Here is a 1,905-nt window from a genome sequence, read left to right as displayed (position 1 = left end):
TCCGCGCGCAGTCGATTGCGACATTGCCGTTGCCGACCACCACCACGGTTTCCGCCTGCAACGGCGGTTGCAGATCCTTGAAATCGGGATGCCCGTTGTACCAGCCGACGAAGGCCGCCGATCCGATTACACCCGGCAGATCGTCACCCGGAATGCCGAGGCGCTTGTCCAGCGGCGCACCCACCGCCAGCACGACGTCATCGTAAAAGCCGGTCAGTTCCTCGATCGTTACATCGGTGCCGACGTGTACATGGCCAAGAAACCGCACCCGGCTGTCGGTTGCGACCTGATCATAGCGTTTGGAAACCGCCTTGATCGACTGGTGGTCTGGCGCGACCCCGGCGCGGATCAGTCCATAGGGCGTGGGCAGCCTGTCCAGGATGTCGATCCTGACATCCTCTCCGAAGGCTTTCAGCGCTGCTTCTGCCGTATAGAAGCCGGCCGGTCCCGAACCTATGATCGCGAGTGTCCGCATGTCGCTCCTCCCGTTGTGGAAGGTGGCCGCAAAGTAGCGCGCGTTCAAGCGCTTCTATTGGCCCGGCTGGTTCAGCACGGCATCGAGGCAGGCGTCCATCGCGCGGGCCGTTGCGTCCGACATCGAGATGAAGGCGCGGCGGGCGTCGCCGGGGTCGGATGCGCGCACCAGGATGCCGCTGTCACACAGGTTTTTCACCCACCTGAGCGCCGTCGTCGTCGGTACGCTTGCCGCAATGCAGAGGCTGGAAACGCTGACGGGCCGATCCTCGAGCCGTGCCGCCGAGAGGTCGAGCAGCATGTCCCACGCCGGGTCGGCGAACAGGTCTGCCGGGAAGAAGCGTTCACGCAGGCGGCGGGCACGGATATGAGCGCGGATTCGTGGCGCATCCACGGGCCGTGCGGCGCCATCCGGGCGCGCTGCCGCCAGTTCGGCGATCGCAGCCGTGATCCGTTCGGCATCGCGCTTCAGCGCCGCGATCCGGTCTGCGCCGTCGAACCGGGCGCCGCTGTCGGCGGCATGATGTTGCAGGCTTTCGGTCGCCTGATGGACTGCGGCAAGAACGGCCATGTGGTCGGTCTCGGGCGGCAGGAACTGCAACGGGCAACCAAAGAGCAGGCCTGCGGCTTCCGCGTCGGCCTCCGTGTCGCCGACCCGCAGGATGACCGGCATGCCGGCATAGACCGAGTGCGCCAGCATATCCGCAAGGCCTGGTGTCGCCAGTGCGCAGTCGATCAGCAGAACATCGGGGCGAACCGCTTCGATTCGGTTCTGCAACACGGTCGAATCCGTGCAGGGGAAGCTCTCGGCATGAAATCCTGTCAGGCTGCCAAGCGGGAACGACCCGCCTGCGGCGAGAATCTTCAACTGGCCCACAGTGAAACGGTCCGAAACGGCCATGAAATGATCTGTCAAGTTTGTGCCCCAATACACTGAATTAAAGGCATTCTGTTGTATATCAGCGGGCGGAAATTTTCATGCCGCCTGTGATATCCCACCAGAATGGATGGAGATGTCCGCAAGCCCCGGCCCGGGTCATGCGATCAAGCCCCCAATCGGCGCGCATCGTTTCCCGGTGGGAACGAAACGTCAACCCGCCAATGGGTTGCGGCGCGTTCGTGAAAACGATCGGGTCGCCATACGGTGCCTGCTTTACGTCTCTCCGTTGGAAGGGAACGGGGGCGTCGTGCGGGCGAAAGGAATCGGGATGGGGGAAACTCCGCTCCTCGTCGGCCGTCTCCGGCCGTCCGCTTCTGCTGAATTGATCGGCAGTTCACCAGCGATGCGACAACTGCGCGAGGCGGTTGCCGGCGTTGCGCCATCCGGGGCGACGGTTCTGGTTACCGGCAGGTCAGGAACCGGCAAGGAGAATGTCGCGCGGGCGCTGCATGCCGGCAGTACGCGTGCATCCGCGCCATTCGAAGCGGTGA

The 1,905-nt window shown here is 64.0% G+C and carries 3 protein-coding genes; 1 reads left to right on the top strand and 2 read right to left on the bottom strand.

Translation table 11 applies throughout. The features are described from left to right. Positions 1 to 475: FAD-dependent oxidoreductase (locus tag AC16JP_RS11105; RefSeq protein WP_484340680.1), on the bottom strand; the 475-nt coding region annotated here is incomplete at its 3' end. Positions 476 to 529: 54 nt separating this feature from the next. After that, entirely contained in the window at positions 530 to 1,375 is an 846-nt protein-coding gene (locus AC16JP_RS11100; protein WP_484340679.1) for a hypothetical protein, read from the bottom strand. Between the two features lie 106 nt (positions 1,376 to 1,481). On the opposite strand from AC16JP_RS11100, the gene AC16JP_RS11095 reads away from it, so the two are divergent. Next, positions 1,482 to 1,905 (top strand): sigma 54-interacting transcriptional regulator (locus AC16JP_RS11095; RefSeq protein ID WP_484340678.1); only part of this gene is annotated, 424 nt, incomplete at its 3' end.

Source organism: Sandaracinobacteroides sp., from assembly GCF_057137845.1.
The sequence above is the reverse complement of the archived record's forward strand: the minus strand, read 5'-3'. Positions and strand labels throughout refer to the sequence as shown.

Coding starts and splice junctions, on each gene's coding strand:
- AC16JP_RS11100 (WP_484340679.1), bottom strand. CDS start 1,375: ATGGCCGTTTCGGACCGTTTCACTGTGGGCCAGTTGAAGATTCTCGCC.